General features: G+C 70.4%; 19 protein-coding genes. 12 read left to right on the forward strand and 7 right to left on the reverse strand.

All coding sequences use genetic code 11. From position 1 onward, the window contains the following. Positions 1-37: 37 nt before the first annotated feature. The 4 genes from NYF13_RS10695 to efeU all read right to left on the reverse strand — a co-directional run bounded on the left by NYF13_RS10695 (position 38) and on the right by efeU (position 3,776). The gene (locus NYF13_RS10695) at positions 38-448 is read right to left on the reverse strand and encodes a PPOX class F420-dependent oxidoreductase (protein ID WP_315656020.1); all 411 of its coding nucleotides are present in this window, start codon (positions 446-448) and stop codon (positions 38-40) included. A gap of 84 nt (positions 449-532) precedes the next feature. Next, positions 533-1,798: an iron uptake transporter deferrochelatase/peroxidase subunit gene (efeB, locus tag NYF13_RS10700; protein WP_315656021.1), complete on the reverse strand. Its 1,266-nt coding sequence runs from the start codon at positions 1,796-1,798 to the stop codon at positions 533-535. After that, a complete protein-coding gene (efeO, locus tag NYF13_RS10705) occupies positions 1,795-2,937 on the reverse strand; it encodes an iron uptake system protein EfeO (RefSeq protein ID WP_315656022.1) in 1,143 nt (380 codons plus the stop codon). Before efeO ends, efeB begins: the two co-directional genes overlap by 4 nt. Next, a complete protein-coding gene (efeU, locus tag NYF13_RS10710) occupies positions 2,934-3,776 on the reverse strand; it encodes an iron uptake transporter permease EfeU (protein ID WP_315656024.1) in 843 nt (280 codons plus the stop codon). The genes efeO and efeU overlap by 4 nt, the downstream gene beginning before the upstream one ends. 255 nt (positions 3,777-4,031) lie before the next feature. Here efeU and NYF13_RS10715 point away from each other — a divergent pair, with 255 nt between their 5' ends. Next, positions 4,032-4,847 carry a murein transglycosylase gene (locus tag NYF13_RS10715; RefSeq protein ID WP_315656026.1) on the forward strand — a complete coding sequence of 272 codons (816 nt, stop codon included), beginning with the start codon at positions 4,032-4,034 and terminating at the stop codon, positions 4,845-4,847. Between the two features lie 224 nt (positions 4,848-5,071). Here the strand turns inward: NYF13_RS10715 and NYF13_RS10720 are convergent, their stop codons facing one another. Both NYF13_RS10720 and NYF13_RS10725 read right to left on the reverse strand, forming a co-directional pair. Then, positions 5,072-5,287, reverse strand: coding sequence for a hypothetical protein (locus NYF13_RS10720; RefSeq protein ID WP_315656027.1), 216 nt, complete (start codon positions 5,285-5,287; stop codon positions 5,072-5,074). 173 nt (positions 5,288-5,460) lie between these two features. Further along, positions 5,461-6,072, reverse strand: a complete 612-nt coding sequence (locus NYF13_RS10725; RefSeq protein WP_315656028.1) for a TetR/AcrR family transcriptional regulator — start codon at positions 6,070-6,072, stop codon at positions 5,461-5,463. A gap of 124 nt (positions 6,073-6,196) precedes the next feature. Here NYF13_RS10725 and NYF13_RS10730 point away from each other — a divergent pair, with 124 nt between their 5' ends. Then, a complete protein-coding gene (locus tag NYF13_RS10730; RefSeq protein ID WP_315656029.1) occupies positions 6,197-7,603 on the forward strand; it encodes an amidohydrolase family protein in 1,407 nt (468 codons plus the stop codon). Between the two features lie 25 nt (positions 7,604-7,628). Beyond that, positions 7,629-8,213, forward strand: a complete 585-nt coding sequence (locus NYF13_RS10735; RefSeq protein ID WP_315656031.1) for a nuclear transport factor 2 family protein — start codon at positions 7,629-7,631, stop codon at positions 8,211-8,213. Between the two features lie 65 nt (positions 8,214-8,278). Here NYF13_RS10735 and NYF13_RS10740 read toward each other — a convergent pair whose 3' ends face one another. Continuing rightward, on the reverse strand, positions 8,279-8,683 hold the full coding sequence (locus NYF13_RS10740; protein WP_315656033.1) for a tetratricopeptide repeat protein: 405 nt from the start codon (positions 8,681-8,683) through the stop codon (positions 8,279-8,281). 72 nt (positions 8,684-8,755) lie between these two features. On the opposite strand from NYF13_RS10740, the gene NYF13_RS10745 reads away from it, so the two are divergent. The 9 genes from NYF13_RS10745 (at position 8,756) to NYF13_RS10785 (ending at position 18,637) form a co-directional block, all read left to right on the forward strand. After that, the gene (locus tag NYF13_RS10745) at positions 8,756-9,238 is read left to right on the forward strand and encodes a VOC family protein (protein ID WP_315656035.1); all 483 of its coding nucleotides are present in this window, start codon (positions 8,756-8,758) and stop codon (positions 9,236-9,238) included. Positions 9,239-9,339: 101 nt separating this feature from the next. After that, complete coding sequence (gene eno, locus NYF13_RS10750) at positions 9,340-10,626, forward strand: phosphopyruvate hydratase (RefSeq protein WP_315656038.1); 1,287 nt, start codon at positions 9,340-9,342, stop codon at positions 10,624-10,626. Positions 10,627-10,818: 192 nt separating this feature from the next. Beyond that, on the forward strand, positions 10,819-11,181 hold the full coding sequence (locus NYF13_RS10755) for a septum formation initiator family protein (protein ID WP_315656039.1): 363 nt from the start codon (positions 10,819-10,821) through the stop codon (positions 11,179-11,181). Positions 11,182-11,421: 240 nt separating this feature from the next. Further along, positions 11,422-11,943, forward strand: coding sequence for a DUF501 domain-containing protein (locus NYF13_RS10760; protein ID WP_315657302.1), 522 nt, complete (start codon positions 11,422-11,424; stop codon positions 11,941-11,943). 888 nt (positions 11,944-12,831) lie between these two features. Further along, positions 12,832-13,902, forward strand: a complete 1,071-nt coding sequence (locus NYF13_RS10765) for a lytic transglycosylase domain-containing protein (RefSeq protein WP_315656040.1) — start codon at positions 12,832-12,834, stop codon at positions 13,900-13,902. A gap of 18 nt (positions 13,903-13,920) precedes the next feature. Next, on the forward strand, positions 13,921-14,874 hold the full coding sequence (locus NYF13_RS10770; protein WP_315656042.1) for a Ppx/GppA phosphatase family protein: 954 nt from the start codon (positions 13,921-13,923) through the stop codon (positions 14,872-14,874). Positions 14,875-15,038: 164 nt separating this feature from the next. After that, the gene (locus tag NYF13_RS10775; protein ID WP_315656044.1) at positions 15,039-16,658 is read left to right on the forward strand and encodes an ABC transporter substrate-binding protein; all 1,620 of its coding nucleotides are present in this window, start codon (positions 15,039-15,041) and stop codon (positions 16,656-16,658) included. A gap of 106 nt (positions 16,659-16,764) precedes the next feature. Next, the gene (locus NYF13_RS10780) at positions 16,765-17,691 is read left to right on the forward strand and encodes an ABC transporter permease (RefSeq protein ID WP_315656045.1); all 927 of its coding nucleotides are present in this window, start codon (positions 16,765-16,767) and stop codon (positions 17,689-17,691) included. Further along, positions 17,684-18,637, forward strand: a complete 954-nt coding sequence (locus tag NYF13_RS10785; protein ID WP_315656046.1) for an ABC transporter permease — start codon at positions 17,684-17,686, stop codon at positions 18,635-18,637. Before NYF13_RS10780 ends, NYF13_RS10785 begins: the two co-directional genes overlap by 8 nt. Positions 18,638-18,641: the final 4 nt, after the last annotated feature.

An 18,641-nucleotide genomic window follows, 5' to 3' on the forward strand; every position in this document is an offset into this window, starting at 1 on the left:
GTACCGCCCCCGGGCCGGTAGGGCGGCCTTCGACGCTTCAGACGTTCCGGTTGTTCGGCTTCAGCTCGAGCGGCTCGTGGTCCGGGTCGTCGATGCCCAGGCTGATGATCCGTTCCGGGTGGATGCGGATCACGGCGCCGTCGAGGTGGCCGTCGGTCTCGAACACGTCGGTGAGCACCTCGGCGTGCCCGCGGATCTCCAGGCAGCGGATCCGCATCGGCTCCAGCGAGGGCCGGTCGTCGACCACGAACGCGACCCGCCCGTTGTCCGCGACGTTGCGGTACTTCCGGCTCCGCGTCAGGTTGTACCCGGTGACGTCGACGGCCCCGGCCTCGGCGTTGTAGCTGAACGCGACCGGGCTGACCTGCAGGGTTCCGTCCGGCTGCTGGGTGGCGATGCGGCCCAGGTCCTGCTCGGCCAGGTAACGGATTTCGGCTTCGGTGAACATGACCCCAGTCTGGGAGCTCCAGTGCGCTCGAAGTCAAGCCGATCCCGGACCGGTGGGCGGCGACCGGCCCATCCCGGGGAGGGGTCAGCCGAACAGTCCGTCGCCCCAGTTCGACGCCGGGGTCAGGCCGGGCGGCACGGCGAAGTGCGCCGAACCGGTGTGCTGCACGTACTCCATCATCGCGTCCTTGGCCGAGAGCATCTGCTGCATCGGGACGTACTGCGTGCGGGTGTCGCGGTTGAAGGCCAGGAAGAACAGGCCCGCCTCCAGGTGCCCGACCCCGTCGGAGCCGTCGACGAAGTTGTAGCCGCGCCGCAGGATCCGGGCGCCCTTCAGCGTTTCGTGCGAGGCCAGCCGGATGTGCGCGTCGTCGGCGATCACGGGGACGCCGCCGGCCCCGGCCACGGTCAGGTCGACCTGGTCGAACTCACCGGCCTGCCCGAGCGCCGCCCCGGAGCCCTTGGCCCGCCCGACGACCTGCTCCTGCCCGTCGAGCGTCTCGCGGTCCCAGGTCTCGATGTGCATCCGGATCCGGCGCGCCACCAGGTAGGTGCCGCCCGCCATCCAGGCCGGCCCGTCGCCGGCGCGGGCCCACACCTGCTCGCCCAGCACGTCGGTGTCCTCGGACTTGATGTTGTTCGTGCCGTCCTTGAAGCCGAACAGGTTCCGCGGCGTGGCCTGCGCCCGCGACGTCGAGGAACTGCGCCCGAAGCCGAGCTGGGACCAGCGCACCTCGGTGACGCCGAAGCCCAGGCGCACCAGGTTGCGCACCGCGTGCACGGCCACCTGCGGATCGTTGGCGCAGGCCTGGATGCACAGGTCGCCGCCGCTGCGCGCCGGGTCGAGCTTGTCCTTCGGGAAGGGTGGCAGGTCGATCAGCTGCGGCGGGCGCCGGGCGGCCAGGCCGAACCGGCCGTCGAACAGCGAGGGCCCGAATCCGATGGTCAGCGTCAGTTCCGAGGCGGGCAGGTCCAGCGCTTCACCCGTGTCGCCGGGCGGGGCCTCGGCCGCACCGTCGACCGCGCCGTTCGGCACGACCTCCTGGCCGGTGGTCATCCGGCGGGCCGCGGCGGTCCAGGTGCGCAGCAGCTGCCGCAGCTCACCGGCGTCCTTCGTGGTCACGTCCAGGGCCGCGAAGTGCAGGTTCTGCTGGGTCGAGGTGACGATGCCGGCCTGGTGCTCCCCGTGGAAGTCCACGGTCGACACCGCGGCGCCGGCCGTGGACCCCCCGCCGAGCCGGTCGAGCCCGGCCCCGGCCGCCGCGCCCGCCCCGGCCAGCGCGACCCCGGCCCCGGCCAGCCCGAACAGCCTCCGGCGGGAGACCCGGGCGCCCTCGGCTTCCCCGGTCACTTCGACACGACCTCCGCGACCTTGCTCAGCGGCTCGCTCAACGCGTCGACCGCCGAGGCGAACGCTTTGATCTCGTCCGGCGAGAGCTGGTTGTAGTACTTGAAGCCGTCACCGGCGCGGGTCCGGTCCAGCAGCGACTGCACGTTGGCGAACTGCTTGTCCAGAGTGGACACCAGTGCCGGGTCGCGCTCCTGCAGGACCGGCCGCAGCGCGGCGATCGCGCCCTTGGACCCGTCCACATTGGCCTGGAAGTCCCACAGGTCGGTGTGGGAGAAGGTCTCCTCCTCGCCGGTGATCTTGCCGGTGGCGACCTCGTCGAGCAGGCCCTTGGCGCCGTTGGCCAGGTCGAGCGCGGTCAGCTGCAGGGTCTTGGTCTTGGCCACCAGGTCCTTGACGTCGGTGAGCAGCTTGTCGGCGACCTGGCCGCTGTCGGGCTTGAGCCCGGTGACCCAGAGGTCCTTCTCCAGCCGGTGGAAGCCGGTGAACTGCTGGCCCGCCTCCAGATCGGCCTCGCGGACGTCGATCAGCGGGTCGAGGTCGCCGAACTTCTCCGCGACCGGCTCGATCCGCTCGTAGTACGCGCGGGTGGTGGCGTACTGCGCCTTGGCCTCGGCGACCTTCCCGGCCTTCACCGTTTCGACGAACTTCGCCGTCTCGGTCTCCAGCGCGCTGGTGTTGTTGGCGACGTAGGTGGCGTAGCTCTTGGTCGCCTCGGACTTCTGCGCGTTCACGTCGTTCTGCTTCGCCGCACCGCCGGTGACGGTGAAGTCGCCGCGGATGCCGTTGCCGACCATGCCCGGCTTGCACGCGGTCTGGTACTTGCCGGCGTCGGGGACCTCGACGATCAGCCGCCGGTTCAGCCCGGGCGCGATGTTCTCCACCTCGCCCATGATCCGGTCGCCCTCGGCGTAGAGGTAGAACTCGGTGACCTTGCTGCCCTTGTTGGTGATCTCGAACGTCACGTTGCCGGCGTCCGCCGTGCTGGTCGCGACGGCGCAGGTGGCGTCGGAGGCTTCGACCTTGATCGGCCCGCCCGTGCCCGAGGCCGAGTCCGTGCTGTCGCAGGCGGACAGGGCGACGAGGGCACCGACGCCGGCCAGCACGGTCAGCGGGGTTCTGGGGGACTTGGGCACGGTCACTCCTTGACAGCGGCCGCGGCGGGCGCCGGGACGGTTTTCTTGGTGGGCTTGAGGAACAGCGGCAGCACGATCACGACGTAGGCGACCCAGGCGATCGCCTGCAGCACCGTCGTCTGCTGCGAGTAGTTGAGGACGCCCTTGAGCAGCGCGCCGTACCAGGAGGTCTCCGGCAGCACGGTCGAGGCGTCGAAGGCCAGGGTGGTCAGTCCCGGCAGGAAACCGGCCTCCTGCAGATCGTGCAGTCCGTACCCGAGCACGCCCGCGGCGACGAACACCAGCAGCACGCCGGTGATGGTGAAGAACTTCGCCAGGTCGAACCGGACGGCACCGCGGTAGAGCAGGTAGGCCAGCGCCACCGCGAGCACGATGCCGACGACGAAGCCGATCAGCGGCTTGATGGTGTCCGACTGCGCGGTCTGCACAGCGGAGTAGAAGAACACGGCGGTCTCGAGTCCTTCGCGCCCGACGGCGAGGAACGACAGCAGCAGCACGGCCGCGGGCCCGACGTTCAGCGCGTTCTCCATCTTGCCGCGCAGCTCGGCGGCGATGTGCCGCGAGGCCTTGCGCATCCAGAAGATCATCGCCGTCACGAAGCCGACGGCCACGATGGAAAGGCTCCCGCCGAGCAGCTCCTGGTGCTCGAAGCTCAGCTGCGCGGTGCTGTAGGTGAGGATCGCGCCGACGGCGATCGAGAGCAGCACCGCGGCGGCGACGCCCGGCCAGACGTAACGCAGGGCGTGCCGCCGGTCGGTCTTCACCAGGAAGGCGACCAGGATGCTGACGACGAGTGCGGCCTCCAGGCCCTCGCGCAGCCCGATGAGCGCGCTCGAAAACACCACGGTTCAGCCCTCCTCGTATTCCCTGACCTGATGTTTTTAGGTAAGCCTTGCCTTTAAGTCCAGCGGCGAGGCGGGGGCGGGTGCCCGTTTTGCCGGGGATCGACCGGGGTGGACAGTCATAACCGCAGGTCAGCGCGCCACGATGCGACTCGATAACGAAATTTGTGATGTCCGCCGGGTGGCATCCGAGTTAACCGTCCGCTTGCCATCCCCCGATCCGGTGTTCTCCGGTGGAAGGAGAAGTAACCTGTCCGGGTGGCCGATACCACTCAGCCGACCGAGGACGCGCCGGCCGCTCACGCGGGCCCGCCCCGCCGTTACCTCAGCCGGATCGCGTTGACGCTGGGCCTGGTCGGCACGGGGGTGGTGCTGGTGGTGACGATCGGGGTCCGCGACCCGTCGTCCGGTGGGGTCCCGGCGGCCGCGCCGCCGTCGCCGTCGCCGTCGTTCGTGGTCCAGGAGCAGCGTCCGCAGCCGGGGGTTCAGGTGCCGCGGGTGGGGCTGGCGGCGCCGCCGGACCGTCCGACGGTTTCGGACGAGGCGGAGCTGGAGACCTGGGCCCGGCGCGTCGCCGGCAAGACGCAGATCCCGCAGCGGTTGGTCGCCGCGTACGGTCGCGCGGAGATGTGGATGACCCGCCAGAAGCCGGCCTGCCACCTCTCCTGGGCGACGCTGGCCGGCATCGGCCACACGAACTTCGGCGAGATCGCCCTCACGGACAGCGGCGACGCCACCCCGCCGGTCATCGGCCCCGCGACCGCTGCGGACACCGACCACGGCGAGCTCGACGGCGACCGTCGGGCCGACCACAAGGTCGGCCCGATGCAGTTCCTCCCCGCGACCTGGTCGAAGTACGCCGAACGCGCCACCAGCGACGGCAATCCGCCGAACCCCCAGAACATCGACGACGCCGCCTTCACCGCCGCCCGCTACCTCTGCTCCGGCGGCGACGACCTGGGCACCCCATCCGGCTGGTGGCGGGCCGCCCTGTTCTACGACCCGGCCGTGGACCACGCCCAGACGGTCTTCGACGCGGCGGACGCCTTCGCGGCCGCCAGCGTTTCGGTCTGAGCCGCGTTCACCCTTCAGGTGATCGGTCCGCTCGGCGCGGTTCCTGCGGGTTCGAGCTGCCGCTTCGCTCTACGCGGTCGCCTGGGAGCTGTCGCTTGATCGCAGACGGGGTCCGCCCGCCTCGGTTGTGCTGCCCCGGGGGCGTCTGGGACTGGCCACCCTTGTGCGTCGGCCCGGTGGAGGCGATTTCCGGCCCGGATCGGCCGCTACCGGGCAACCTCGGGTCAGGCGTGCGCTGTGATTCGAGTCCCGCGCGTCGCCCTGGTCACCCCCGGCGTCGGGCGGGCCGCCCTCGGGGTGCGCGGGGCCTTCGCCGCCGGACCCTGTTCGCGCTGGGCGACGGGGAATCGTGCGTCGAGCTCCACCAGTGCCGGGGCCAGCGACATCAGAACGAGAACCAGCAGGCCCAGGCAGGCCCCAACCGTGGTGAGGATCGTCATTTCCGCCTCCTAGTTCGAACTCGGTGACCCCAGATTCGCTCCCGGACCCCCGTTCGCGGATCGGTCATCCGGCCGATCCGGGCAGCCGGATGGCCAAATGGCCCAAGGCCGTCCACCCGGGCCGCATCATTCCGGCTGTCCGAAGGGGGCGAACGGGCCTGGCGCGCCGACCTTCAGGTGGTGTCCCGGGGCGTGGCCAGGGGCACCAGCACCTCGTCCACGATCGCCTCCACCTCGGCCTGGCGGACGGCCGCCTTCTCCAGTGATTCGGCGATGATCAGGCGGGGGCCCACGGAGGCCACGCGCGGGGTGACGCACCGCGGGTCGGCCTCACCGCGGTCGGCGGCAGCCTGCAGGACCGCCAGCAGGAGGCGTTGGTGGGGGAGCACGACCAGGCGGCGGACCTCATCGAACAGCTCGGGGTAGCGGGCGCGCTGGGTCACCAGTGCGCGCAGGGCCCGGCCGCGCGGCTCGTCCAGGACGCGGGCGAACCGGCCGAGCAGCGTGGTCAGGTCGCCGCGCAGCGATCCGGTACCGGGGGCGACGGGCTCGCCGAAGCCGGTGGACGGGTCGTTCAGGGCGGCGAGCACCAGCTCCGCGGGGGTGGACCAGCGGCGGTAGAGGGCCGACTTCCCGGTGCCCGCGAGCGTCGCGATCTTGTCGAAGGCGAGTTCCTCGAAGCCGGCGCGAGCCAGTTCGTCCAGAGTGGCCTGGTAGATCGCGCGAGTCAGCTCCACGCCACGGCGCCGGGCGGGGGCGGCGGAAGCGCGGGAGGGGGCGGGCACGTTCCCGGTTATAGCCGCCGGACGGAAGACCGTCGAGCGGCAAGCCGGGCGCGGCGGCCGTCGAACCGGGGTACAGTCTAGTTAGTGGACAAAACTGTCCACTAAATCAAGGAGGGACTACCCCTTGACCGTCCCAGCCACCATCGCGCTGACCAGGATCGCGCTGACCAACGCCCGGGTCTTCGACGGCCACCGGCTCACCGAACCCCGCACCGTGGTCATCGACGGTCCGCTGATCGGCGACGACCCCACCGGTGCACGGGAGGTCGACGCCGGCGGCGCGGTGCTGCTGCCCGGCCTGATCGACGCCCACGTCCACCTGCACAGCCCCCAGGCCCTCGACGCGCTCGCCCGCTGGGGCGTGACCACCGGGCTGGACATGGCGTGCTGGCCCCACGAACTGGTCACCGCCCTGCGCGCAACCACCGGCACCGCCGATTTCCGCACCGCCGGCCTGCCCGCGATCGGCCCGGGCGGGAACCACGCGCGAATGCCGGGCATGCCGGCCGAGGCGGTCATCCTCACTCCCGAAGCCGCGCGCAGACACGTCGAAGCCCGCGTCGCCGAAGGCGTCGGCTACATCAAGGGGGTCGCGGAGGCCCCGGGCGACGGCGGCCCCACCGCGGAGGCGCTCCAGGCCCTGGTCGTGGCCGCGCACGCCCACGGGCTGAAAGCCGTGATCCACGCCGCCACGATCGGCGCGTACGCCATCGCCGTCGGCTCGGGCGCCGACTTCATCACCCACCTCCCGGCCAACGGCCCGATCCGGCCCGAGGACATCACCACGATGCAAGCCGGCGGCCAGACCGTGATTCCCACCGTCACCATGATGGAAGGCGTACTGGCGAACCGGGCTCGCTCGAACGTCCGGACCCCGCTCGATGACCTGACCCCGTCGGATGACCGGGCCCCGTCGGATGACCGGACCCTGTCAGATGGCCGGGCGCCGCTCGACGATCGGGCCCCGCTGGACGGCCGGGGCCCGTCGGACGGGCGACCACCGTCGGACGGGCGACCACCGTCGGACGGGCGACCACCGTCGGGCCGCCAGACTCCGTCGGATGATTGGGAGCCGTCGGACGAACGGGCACCGTTGGAAGATCGGGCCCCGCTCGATCCCCAGACTCCGCCGGATGACCGGGCACTGTCGGGCGGGCGGGCGCGGTCGGCGACCCGGGCGCCGCTGTCGGGTCTGCTCGACAGCGTGGCCGAACTGCGTCGGGCGGGCATCGAGGTCCTGGCCGGCACGGACGCCAACACCCAGCCCGGTTCACCCCACCCCGTGCCGCACGGCGAGAGCCTCCACCACGAACTCGAACTGATGGCCGCCGCCGGTCTCAGTCCCGTGGACGTCCTGCGCTCGGCCACCGTGCTCCCGGCCCGCGCCTTCGGCCTGGCCGACCGTGGCGCCGTCGAACCGGGACTGCGCGCCGACCTCGTCCTCGTCGAAGGCGACCCCACCACCGACATCACCGCCACCCGCCGGATCCGCGCCGTCTGGTGCGCCGGCCACCAGGTCTTCGGCGCATGACATCCCTACTGGCAAAGGAAAAAACGTGAGCAGTGACGTCACCCAGATCGCCCAGCTCGTGCTCCGCGAACGACAGGGCCGCGACCGTGGCTGGTGGGATCAGATGCGGTCCTGCTTCGCCGAAGACGCGACCGTCCGGCTGAGCTGGTTCCGCGGCAGCGGCCCCGGCTTCGTCGCCGAGTCCCGGAAAATGGCCGAACGCGGGGACACCGCGGTCCACCGCCTCAGCCCTCCCGTGGTCCACTGCCGCGGCGACCGCGCGCTGGTCGAGCTGCCTGCCGTCATCGAGATGCGCACCGACCTCGACGGCACCGAGGTCGACCTCGCCTCCACCGCCCGCCTCTGCTACCGCATCGAACGCCGCGACGGCGGCTGGCTCGTGCTCTCCCTCGACCCCGTCTACGAACGCGATTCCCTCACCTCCGCGCACCCGGGCGTCCCGCTCGCTGTCGGCCCGCAGGAGGTCGCGGTCTACCGCCCGTCCTACCGGTTCCTCTCCCACGTGTTGTCGCGTCGCGGTTACGCCATCGGCGACGACCTCTACGGGGACGACCGTCCCGATCAGGCCGACCGCTTCTACCGGGACGCCCACGCCTGGCTCGACGCCTGACGTCTCCGCCGCGAGATTTCCTCGGCACACAACGGATCTCCGTCGTGTGCTGAGGTTCGCCGCGGTCAGTTACCGCCGAGGGTGATGCGGGCGTTGACTTCGCTGATGGCTTCCAGGTACTCCGGGACGGGGTTCATCGCCGACGCCATCCGGAGCTGTGCCAGCGCCTCGGCGAAGCGGCCGAGGCGTTGCAGCGTCCGGCCGAGCACGAAGCGCGCGTAGTGGTCGGTCGGGTCGAGCTCCAGGACTTTGGTGAACGCCCGCTCCGCCCGCCGCAGCTGCGCCGAGTGGAAGTAGGCGCGGCCGGCCAGGAGCTGCACGCTCGGCTTGTCCTGCTCGACGTCCAGCAGGGGCTCCAGGGCTTTCAGCGCGTCCAGGGGACGACGGCGTTCGACCAGATCCTCGGCCCGCCGGAAGGCGTGGAACCGGGCCTCGCCGTCGGGCAGGGGTGCGGGTGCGGCGTCCGTCATGGTCACTCCGACTTTACCCCGAACCGAGGGGGTTTCACGACCGTGGGAAGCGCCGTGATGAACTGTTCGGTCATGAGCAGCGAACAGGAGCCCGGCTACCTGGGGCTGGCGCCGTACCTCTACTACACCGACGCGACCGCCGCCCTGGCCTGGCTGACCAGGGTCTTCGGCTTCACCGAAGAGGTGCGGTTCGAGGACGCCTCCGGCGAGGTCTTCCAGGCGACGCTGTGCGCGGGCCCCGGACGCGTCCAGCTGGCGGGCGTCGGTCCCGAATACTGGACAGCCAAGGGGGCGGAGGGGCCCGTCGGGCAGCTCAACATCGTCTACGTCACCGACGTCGACGCCCAGTACGAGCGCGTCCGGTCCGCCCTCGGCGAGGAATTCGAACCCGAACCACCCCAGGACCAGCCCTACGGCGCGCGGGTGTTCACCGTCGCGGACCTCGGCGGCAACAGCTGGACGTTCTGGCAGCAGACCTCCGACACCGTCGAACTGCCGTCGGGCTGGCGCGAAGTGCGGCCGGAAGACCGCGAGGAACACCAAGCGGAACACTGAGCGGAACCGCACCGGACCGGCCGTGCCTCCAACGGGTGAACGTGGCGGACGGCTACGCTGGGCGGCGTCACCGCAGGCACGACCCCATTGAGGAGCATGGCGTGGCTCTCATCGAGCAGGTAGGCGCGCGCGAGATTCTCGACTCGCGCGGGAACCCGACCGTCGAGGTGGAGGTGGCACTCGACGACGGCACGCTGGCGCGGGCCGCCGTCCCGTCGGGCGCGTCCACCGGCGAACACGAAGCCGTCGAGCTGCGGGATGGGGACACCGGCCGCTACAACGGCAAGGGCGTCGAGCGCGCCGTCGCCGCGGTGCTCGACGAGATCGGCCCGGAGATGGTCGGCATCGAGGCCGTCGACCAGCGGATCGTCGACCAGAAGCTGGTCGACCTCGACGGCACCCCGGCCAAGTCGCGCCTCGGCGCGAACGCGATCCTCGGCGTCTCGCTGGCCGTCGCCAAGGCCGCCGCGGACTCGGCCGAGCTGGAGCTCTTCCGCTACCTGGGCGGCCCGAACGCGCACGTGCTGCCGGTGCCGATGCTGAACATCCTCAACGGTGGCGCGCACGCGGACACCGACGTGGACGTCCAGGAGTTCATGATCGCGCCGATCGGCGCCGAGTCGTTCCGCGAGGCCCTGCGCTGGGGCACGGAGGTCTACCACGCGCTGAAGTCGGTGCTCAAGGGCCGCGGCCTGGCCACCGGCCTCGGCGACGAGGGCGGCTTCGCGCCGAGCCTCGCCAACAACCGCGAGGCCCTCGACCTGATCCTGCAGGCCATCGAGAAGGCCGGCTACACCCCGGGCCGTGACATCGCGCTCGCGCTGGACGTCGCCGCCACCGAGTTCTTCTCCGACGGCGCCTACACCTTCGAGGGCTCCAAGCGCAGTGCCGAGCAGATGTCCGCGTACTACGCCGACCTGCTCCGCGACTACCCGCTGGTGTCGATCGAGGACCCGCTGAACGAGGACGACTGGGACGGCTGGGTGCAGCTCACCGCCGACGTCGGCGACAAGGTCCAGCTCGTGGGCGACGACCTGTTCGTCACCAACCCGGACCGGCTCGAAGAGGGCATCGCCCGCCGCGCCGCCAACGCTCTGCTGGTGAAGGTCAACCAGATCGGCACCCTGTCGGAGACGCTGGACGCGGTTTCGCTGGCCACCTCCTACGGCTACAAGTCGATGATGAGCCACCGCTCGGGCGAGACCGAGGACACGTTCATCGCCGACCTGGCGGTCGCCACCGGCGTCGGCCAGATCAAGACGGGTGCCCCGGCGCGCGGCGAGCGGATCGCGAAGTACAACCAGCTGCTCCGCATCGAGGAGACCCTCGCGGACGCGGCCCGCTACGCCGGCGACCTCGCCTTCCCGCGGTTCACCGCGGAGGCCTGATCGCGCATGGCTGACCGGGGGAGGGCGCGTAGCCGCCGCGGCGGCCGATCCGAAGGGGGCGGGTCCACCAGGGCCCGTCGCCCCGCTTCGGCCCGGCGCCGCACGGGCGCGGGGAACGCGGAGACGACCAGGTCCCGGCTTCGCCGTGGGCTGGCGGCCAAACGCGCTTCCGGCGCCGCCAAGGTGCTCGGCATGTCCACCACGCGCCGGGCGGCCGTGGTGGCGATCGTGGTGTGCGCGCTCGCGTTCACCGTCGCCGTGCCGCTGCGCACCTACCTCAGCCAGCGTTCGGAGGTGCGCGACCAGGAGGCGCAGCAGTCGCAGCTGCAGCAGCAGGTCGCGCAGCTCCAGAACCGCAAGGCCGAGCTGAGCGACCCGGCCCAGATCGAGGCCGAGGCTCGGCGCCGGCTTCGCTACGTGAAGCCCGGCGAAGCGCCGTACATGGTGCAGGTGCCCGAGGACCAGCCCGCGGCGCAGGCGCCTTCGCCCGGGCCGCAGCAGGTTCCGCAGGGTTCCTGGTACGAGAAGCTGTGGGACCAGGTTTCGGGCGGTTGAGTTCGTGCTGGACGGGTTTCCGTCCAGAGGCGTCTGTCTCAGGTTCCGTGGACGGCGGGCCGGCCCGAGTTCGCGGGCGGCCCGCCGTTTCGCGTCGGCGGTTCGCATGGGACCGAGGTTAAGTCGGTTCGGCCGACCGCCGGGCGGTGCCGGCGGGGTTGTCCACAGGAACGGTCAGTTGTGGACAACCGGGCCCGAACAGCGGAGGTCCCGGCGGGCCGGACCGCTGCCGGCATTAGCCTGGGACCCGTGAACAGCAGCACGGAAACACCCCGCTTCGAGCCGGTCACCGAGGTCGACCGGGAGGTCATCGCGGAGCAGCTCGGGCGGCCGCCGCGGGCTCTGCGCGCCGTCGCGGCGCGGTGCCCGGGCGGGCACCCGTCGGTGGTGCAGACCAGCCCGCGGCTGGAGAACGGCACGCCGTTCCCCACGCTGTACTACTTGACCTGCCCGCGGCTCAGCTCGCTGGTCGGCACGCTGGAAGCGTCCGGGATCATGAAGGAGATGACCGAGCGGCTCACCACCGACCCGGAGCTGGCCGCCGCCTACCAGCGCACGCACGACGGCTACCTGGCCGAGCGCGACGCCATCGAATCACTCGGCACCCAGGTGACCGCGGGTGGCATGCCAGGTCGGGTGAAGTGCCTGCACGTCCACCTCGCGCACACCCTCGCGGTCGGCCCCGGAGTGAATCCGTTCGGTGACGAGACACTGGAGTGGCTCCACGCCAACGGGTGGCCATCGGGCGAATGCGGCGAGTAACGTCGTGCCCCCGTGCGCAGATAGTTCCGATAGGCGGGTAATTACTGCCCCCGTGATCACCTGGACGAATGATCAGGGTTGAAGCCGACTACGGAGTCTTCACACGGGCTGGGTGAGCATCGGACCACCATCGAGTGAGCCGAGGAGGGTTCGGACATGCGGGCGCCACGCGGTATGAGGCACGTTGCCCGTCGAGCTCGCGCGGTGAATCGGGGTTCCGAGGACGGTGGTCCGGTCGAGGCCGAGACGGTGGCTGGGGCCGGAACCGCGGATGTCGTGGAGAACGAGGCCGAGATCGGCGAGGTTGACGCCGCTTCGGCTGAGGACGGGATCTCAGGTGCCGCTGAGTCCGAGGGCACCGGGGCTGCGGATGCCGAAATCCCGGGTACGGAGGAGGCCGAGGCAGCGGAGAGCGGGGCAGCCGAGACCAGCGCTGAGGAGACTGAGGCAGCCGAGACCGAGACCTCGGTGACTGAGGCTGCGAAGACCGAAGCCGCGGAGACCGAAGCCGCGAAGACCGGGGCTGAGGAGACCGAAGCCTTGGAGACCGAAGCTGCGGGGACCGGCGCTTCGGATGAGGCGGAGTCGGCTGTGGAGGAGGGATCCGGCTCGGCGGTCGTCCAGCCCGAGCGGGTAGGCGACTGGGGTGAACGGCCGAGCGGCGAATCTGGTCAGCCAGCCGGTACGCCCATGCCGCCGGACCATGATGAGCACGGCCCACCGGATGTCGTGCCCGAGCAGCCGACCGGCCAAGCCGAGCGGAGACCTGCCCCGGACCGCTCCGGCTCTGGAACCGGAACCACGGTGCGGCGGCGGGTGCGGGTCGCGTGGCGGAAGGCGAGGGTGCGGCGGCGGGGGATCGGGACTCGGCACCGGACGGTGGTCGCCGTGGTCACGGGGGTGTTGGCGGTGGGACCGGCCGCGGTGGGGGTCGGGGCCGTGGTGACGTGGGTGGGCCGGATGCCGGGCGTGCACACCGAGAACGCGGCGCTCGCCCAGGGGTACGACCCCAAGAATCCGCAGGTGGAGTCAGTTGCCGTCGACGGAAGCCTGCCGGATTCGCCGGTGCCGCTGCCGTTGCCCGCCTACGAGCTGCCGAACGGGCCGCTGGGCATTCCGGTCACCGCGCTCGCGGCTTATCGGAACGCCGCCGGTGTGCTGGGGCGGGAGCAGCCCGGCTGTCACATCGACTGGGCGCTGATCGCCAGCATCGGGCGGATCGAGTCCAACCACGCGCGGGGTGGGTACCTCGACGCGGCCGGGAACACGCTGGAACCGATTCTCGGGCCCGAGCTCAACGGGACCGGGCCCTACGCCGCCATCCCGGACACCGACCACGGGCTGCTCGACCGCGACACGGTCTGGGACCGGGCCGTCGGGCCGGCCCAGTTCATCCCCGCCACCTGGCGGGCCTACGCCTCCGACGGCAACGGCGACGGCATCGCCGACCCCAACAACATCTTCGACTCCTCGCTCGCCACCGGGCGGTACCTGTGCTCCGGCGGGCTCGACCTCGCCAACCCGGACCAGTTGCGCACCGCGATCTACCGCTACAACAACTCCGACGCCTACGTGAACACCGTCGTCCTCTGGGCCGAGGCCTACCGCAACGGCGTCGCGCCCACTCCGGACAGCCAGGTTCCCGTGGGGGCGCCCAACGCGGCCGCCGTGCCGGCCCCGCCCGCCGTGCCGCCGCCGCCCGTGCCGCCGTCCTCGCCGGCGGCTCCGCCGGCCAGTTCGCTGCCGCCGTCCGGCGAGCCCAGCAAGAGCCGTTCGTCGTCGGTACCGGTCACCGGCAGCTCGTCGTCGACCTGCACCGGCACGTCTTCGCCCACCACCAGCGTGAGTCCGAGCGAGACGACCAGCCCGACCCCGTCGCCGTGTGACGCGACGACCAGTGCGACGCCGGGCACCGCCGACTCCGCACCCGGCACGACGGGCGGCAAGCCGGGGAGCTGAGCAAGTAAAGTCGAGGCCATGCCTCGTGTAGCCGCGATCGACTGTGGGACCAACTCCATCCGCCTGCTCGTCGCCGAGGTGACGCCGCGCCACGACGGCACCGTGGACCTGCGCGACCTGCACCGGGAGATGCGCATCGTCCGGCTCGGCCAGGGGGTCGACGCCACCGGGCGGCTCGCGCCCGAGGCGCTGGAGCGCACCCGCGCTGCGCTCGCGGACTACACGATCGCCGCGCGGCGCAAAGGCGTGGAGAAGATCCGCATGGTCGCCACGTCGGCGACCCGTGACGCGAGCAACCGCGACGAGTTCTTCGCCATGACCCGCGAGACGCTCGGCGTCGAAGCCGAGGTGATCAGCGGCGACGAAGAGGCCCGGCTGTCGTTCACCGGCGCCGTCGGCGAGCAGGATCCGGACGACGGGCCGTTCGTGGTCGTCGACATCGGCGGCGGCTCCACCGAACTGGTGCTGGGCACCTGGGACGGGCGCCGGGCCGAGGTGCTCGCGGCCAAGTCCGTGGACATCGGCTGCGTCCGCCTCACCGAACGCGCGCTCAAGGGCGATCCCCCCACCGCAGCGGAGATCGCCCAGGCCCGCGCGCTCGTCGAGGGGGTGCTGGCCGAGGCCTTCGACGTGGTCGACGTGGCCAAGGCCCGCACCTGGATCGGCGTGGCCGGCACGGTGACCACGTTGTCAGCCGTGGCCCAGGGACTGGTGGAGTACGACTCCGAGCGCACGCACCTGTCGAAGCTCTCCCACGCCGATCTCGACCGCCTAGCCGACGACCTGCTGGCGGCCGACCACGCCACCCGCGCGGCCAACCCGGTGATCCACCCGGGCCGGGTGGACGTGATCGGCGGGGGTGCGGTGATCGTGCAGGCGCTCGCGGACGGGCTCGCCGCCCGCGGCGGTCCGGATCAGCTGGTGGTCAGCGAGCACGACATTCTGGACGGGATCGCCCTCGCCTTAACCTGAACGGAGCAGTGCGAGCACGCTCGGTGATCATCGCGACCTTGGTCGTACGCTTTCCGGGTGAGTAAAAGGGTTGTCACTCATTTGCAACATGCGGACCCGGTTACAAACCCCGCACTCCGGCTAACGTGCGTTTCACTTTTCGGGAGCACGAAATGGAGTGGAACATGCGTCGTTCACGCAGGCTCTGGGGAGCCGCCGCGGTGGTGACAACCTTGTCAGTGGTGCTCACTGCTTGCGGGGGTGGCTCCAGCAGCGGCTCGAGCGGGGAGGTCGATCCGAACGGGACCTTCACCGTCTACGGCACCGAGCCGCAGAACACGCTGATCCCCACGAACACGAACGAGCTGGGCGGCACCAAGGCCGTCGACGCGATGTTCTCGGAGCTGGTGGGCTTCAAGGGCGCCGACGCCCAGCCCTACAACGAGATGGCCGAGTCGATCACCACGAGCGACTCCAAGGTCTACGACATCAAGATCAAGCCGGGCTGGAAGTTCCACGACGGCACCGAGGTCAAGGCCAAGAACTTCGTCGACGCCTGGAACTACGGCGCCTACGCCCCGAACGGCCAGATCAACACCGACTTCTTCTCCAACATCCAGGGCTACGCCGACGTCCACCCCTCGGACAAGGCGGCCAAGCCGGCCACGGACAAGATGTCCGGCCTGGTCGTCAAGGGCGACTACGAGTTCCAGGTGACCCTCGGCGCCCCGTTCTCGGTCTTCACGACCAAGATCGGCTACACCGCCTTCGCGCCGCTGCCCGACGCGTTCTTCAAGGACCCCAAGGCCTTCGCCGACCACCCGATCGGCAACGGCCCGATGAAGTTCGTCAGCCGGACGCCGAACACCGAAATCAAGCTGACCCGCTTCGACGACTTCAAGGGCCAGGACAAGGTCAAGTTCAAGGACCTGGACATCAAGATCTACTCCAGCCAGGAGACCGCCTACCAGGACCTGCTGAGCAACAAGCTCGACTTCATCGAGACGCTGCCGCCGTCCGCGCTGGCCGGCAGCAAGTACAAGACCGACCTGAAGGACAACCTGGTCAACGGTCACCTGCTGGGGATCAGCACGATCGCGATCCCGTACTACGTGCCGGGGTACAACAACCCCGACCTGCGCAAGGCCATCTCGATGGCGATCGACCGCACCCAGATCACCAAGACCGTCATGAACGACACCTACGTGCCGGCCGACGGCTACATCTCGCAGGGCATCCCGGGCTACCGGCCCGGCGTCTGCCAGTTCTGCAAGTTCGACCCGGCCCAGGCCAAGCAGCTGTTCGCGCAGTCGGGCTTCAAGGGCAAGCTGACCATCGCCTCGAACGCCGACGGCGGCCGCAAGGAGCCGCTGGTGGCCGCGTGCAACAGCATCAAGAACGTGCTCGGCGTCGAGTGCGACTTCGTGCCGGCCACGGACTTCGGCCAGTGGCGCAGCATCGTGGTCGGGCACAAGCTGACCGGCATGGGCCGCTCCGACTGGTCCGCGGACTACCCGTCGATCGAGGACTTCCTGAACCCGATCTACAAGACCGGCGCCTCGTCGAACGACTCGACCTACTCCAACCCGGCGGTGGACCAGCTGCTGGAGCAGGCCGACGCGACCGCGGACAAGGACGCCGCGGTCAAGATCTACCAGCAGGCCGAGGACCTGATCGCCAAGGACCTGCCGTCGATCCCGGTCTGGGACGAGAAGGGCGTCGCCGCCAAGTCGAAGCACGCGAAGACCGTCGGGCTCGACTTCCGCCGCCGCGCGGACCTGTCCACGGTCGAGGTCACCAAGTGACGCGCTGATCTTTCGTCCCACCACCACGGCCCGCGAGTGGCCGCGCACCGGTCGAACACCGGCGCGGCCACTCCCGGGCCCGGCGCGCACTCCTAGGAACTGACGCATGATTCGCTACGTCCTGCGACGCCTGCTCCAGCTGATCCCGGTGTTCTTCGGAGCCACCTTCCTGATCTACACGCTGGTGTGGGCCGTCCCCGGTGACCCGTTCTCCGGCAAGTGCGGCCAGACCGCCTGCCCCCAGGCCTACGTCGACCTGATGACGGAGAAGTTCCACCTCAACGACAACCTGATCGTCCAGTACTTCAAGTACCTGGGCAGCCTGTTCACCGGCGACTGGGGCGAGACCTTCAACGGCAACTCGGTCGGCGAGCTGATCGGCAACGCCTACCCCATCACGCTGCGCCTGGCGTTGATCGCCGTGCTGATCGAGGCCGTGATCGGCTTGACCGCCGGCGTGCTCACCGGCCTGCGCGGCAAGGGCTTCCTCGACAACCTGGTGCTGGTCTCCACCACGTTCCTGATTTCGCTCCCGGTGTTCGTCACCGCGATCGTGCTGCAGATCGTGCTGGGCACCGAGCTCGGCATCATCGACACGAGCGTGTCCGACGATCCCGGGTTCGGTGAGCTGATCGTGCCCGGCATCGCGCTCGGCAGTCTTTCCATGGCCTACATCGCCAGGCTGACCAGGACCTCGATCGCCGAGAACCGGCACGCCGACTACATCCGCACCGCGATCGCCAAGGGCCAGCCGCGCAGCCGCGTGGTCGGCGTCCACCTGCTGCGCAACTCGGTGATCCCGGTGCTCACCTTCCTGGGCACCGACCTGGGCGCCCTGATGGGCGGCGCGATCGTCACCGAGGGCGTGTTCAACATCAACGGCCTCGGCGGGCTCATCTTCCACGGCATCCAGAACCGCGAGAGCGCCACGGTCACCGGCGTCGTGGTGCTGCTGGTGCTGGTCTACCTGCTGATGAGCCTGATCGTGGACCTGCTCTACGCCGTTCTCGACCCGAGGATCCGTTATGACTGACCCCAACCTCGTCGGTGGCGGCGGCGTCGACCCGGCCCAGCTGTCGCGCATCGACGATTCGGCCACCGCGGCCAAGAAGCCCCGCAGCCTGTGGGGCGACGCCTGGCGCCAGCTGCGCCGCAAGCCCGCCTTCGTGATCTCCGCGGTGATCATCGTGGTGATCGTGGTGATCGCGATCGCGCCCGGCCTGTTCTCCCACCGCGACGGCGGTTTCAGCGATCTGACCAAGGCCAACGAGGGCCCGTCGGGCGACGCCTGGTTCGGCTACGACAACCAGGGCTACGACGTCTACGCCCGCACCATGTACGGCGCCCGCGCGTCGCTGCTGGTCGGGGTGTTCGCGACGATCCTGACCGTCCTGTTCGGCTCGCTGGTCGGCATCGTCGCCGGCTACTACGGCCGCCTGATCGACAGCCTGCTCTCGCGGCTCGGCGACATCTTCGCCGGCCTGCCGTTCGTACTGGGCGCGATCGTCATCCTCACCACGTTCAACGCCCCCGGCTCGAACCCCGGCGCGGTGACCATCATCACGCAGGTGGTGTGCTCGATCGCCGTGCTGACCTGGCCGGTGGCCATGCGCATCATGCGCTCGGCGACGCTGGTGGCCAAGCAGCTCGACTACGTCAAGGCGGCCCGCGCGCTCGGCGCGAGCACCCCGCGGATCGTGTTCCGGCACCTGCTGCCGAACACGCTCGCCCCGGTGCTGGTCTACGGCACGATCGCGCTCGGCGCGGCCATCGGCGCCGAGGCGACGCTGGCCTACCTCGGCATCGGCGTGCGGCCGCCGGTGGTCTCGTGGGGCGTGATGATCAGCGATTCACGCGACTACTTCCGGGCCGATCCGCACATGCTCCTGTTCCCCGGTGCGTTCGTCACCATCACCGTGCTCGCCTTCGTGATGCTCGGTGACGGTATCCGCGACGCGCTCGACCCGAAGTCGAGGTAGCAGT

Source organism: Amycolatopsis sp. PS_44_ISF1 (assembly GCF_032335455.1).
Taxonomy (GTDB): domain Bacteria; phylum Actinomycetota; class Actinomycetes; order Mycobacteriales; family Pseudonocardiaceae; genus Amycolatopsis.

Bases quoted from the DNA above. Each gene is read 5' to 3' on its own strand.
- NYF13_RS10780 (WP_315656045.1), top strand. From the start codon at position 16,765: ATGATTCGCTACGTCCTGCGACGCCTGCTCCAGCTGATCCCGGTGTTC.
- NYF13_RS10695 (WP_315656020.1), bottom strand. From the start codon at position 448: ATGTTCACCGAAGCCGAAATCCGTTACCTGGCCGAGCAGGACCTGGGC.
- NYF13_RS10775 (WP_315656044.1), top strand. From the start codon at position 15,039: ATGCGTCGTTCACGCAGGCTCTGGGGAGCCGCCGCGGTGGTGACAACC.
- NYF13_RS10720 (WP_315656027.1), bottom strand. From the start codon at position 5,287: ATGACGATCCTCACCACGGTTGGGGCCTGCCTGGGCCTGCTGGTTCTC.
- NYF13_RS10740 (WP_315656033.1), bottom strand. From the start codon at position 8,683: ATGACGGACGCCGCACCCGCACCCCTGCCCGACGGCGAGGCCCGGTTC.
- NYF13_RS10770 (WP_315656042.1), top strand. From the start codon at position 13,921: ATGCCTCGTGTAGCCGCGATCGACTGTGGGACCAACTCCATCCGCCTG.
- NYF13_RS10745 (WP_315656035.1), top strand. From the start codon at position 8,756: ATGAGCAGCGAACAGGAGCCCGGCTACCTGGGGCTGGCGCCGTACCTC.
- NYF13_RS10785 (WP_315656046.1), top strand. From the start codon at position 17,684: ATGACTGACCCCAACCTCGTCGGTGGCGGCGGCGTCGACCCGGCCCAG.
- NYF13_RS10755 (WP_315656039.1), top strand. From the start codon at position 10,819: ATGTCCACCACGCGCCGGGCGGCCGTGGTGGCGATCGTGGTGTGCGCG.